2 protein-coding genes are annotated in these 667 nt (G+C 52.9%); one reads left to right on the top strand and one right to left on the bottom strand.

The window, feature by feature from the left end:
• Nucleotides 1-209: dihydrofolate reductase family protein (locus NZ740_10735; protein MCS6772473.1), on the top strand; the 209-nt coding region annotated here is incomplete at its 5' end.
• A gap of 24 nt (nt 210-233) precedes the next feature.
• Here NZ740_10735 and NZ740_10730 read toward each other — a convergent pair.
• Nucleotides 234-518, bottom strand: a complete 285-nt coding sequence (locus NZ740_10730; protein ID MCS6772472.1) for a hypothetical protein — start codon at nt 516-518, stop codon at nt 234-236.
• Nucleotides 519-667 lie beyond the last annotated feature (149 nt).

Raw genomic sequence — 667 nt, 5'->3', positions numbered from 1 at the left:
ATATCTATGTGTACGGTAGCGCGATGATGGTCCAATCCTTACTCGCCGCCGACCTTGTTGATGAGTTGTTGTTGACGACCGTGCCAATTATCCTCGGCGGGGGCAAGACGCTCTTTCCTACAAACGGGAAGGCGATCCCATTCGAGTTGGTCTCGACTGCCAAAGCGAGCACTGGCGCGCTAGTCTGCCGATATGTGCGTGCACGTTAGCGTTTGTTACGCCTTCAATGCTGGCTAACATTGGGTTGCAGCCGACGTTGCTCCGCAACGCGGCTGAACCCGACCGTTAGGCGGCTGTATAGTTTCGTCTTGCGCATCAGGGAAAGTCTCAGCAAAGCCCATGCCTTTTGCTATGTCCAACGCGCCAGGCATCAAAGCAGCACGGTAAGAATACTCATGCCCGATTTTTTGCCCACGTTTGAAAGGCGTCAAAATGCGGTTTTTTTTAAGAGTGACCATCTTGCCCGCCCATTTTCCGCGCTTATAACCTTTTTTGAGATGTTCATCGTCTTGTGCCATTTTTACTCTTTAGAGCCCTTCTGAATGTCTTTTATGAGTGTATTCTCCAGCCCCGCCAAACCGAGACTACCGCGCTGTCACTCATTGTCAAGGGCGCTCCCGCTGCCCTTGACAACGAGCCTCGGACAGCGCGGTAAGAGCGTCTCGGG

It is taken from the genome of Kiritimatiellia bacterium, assembly GCA_025054615.1.
GTDB lineage: Bacteria > Verrucomicrobiota > Kiritimatiellia > CAIVKH01 > CAIVKH01 > JANWZO01.
The sequence above is the reverse complement of the archived record's forward strand: the minus strand, read 5'-3'. Positions and strand labels throughout refer to the sequence as shown.

Coding starts and splice junctions, on each gene's coding strand:
- NZ740_10730 (MCS6772472.1), bottom strand. CDS start 518: ATGGCACAAGACGATGAACATCTCAAAAAAGGTTATAAGCGCGGAAAA.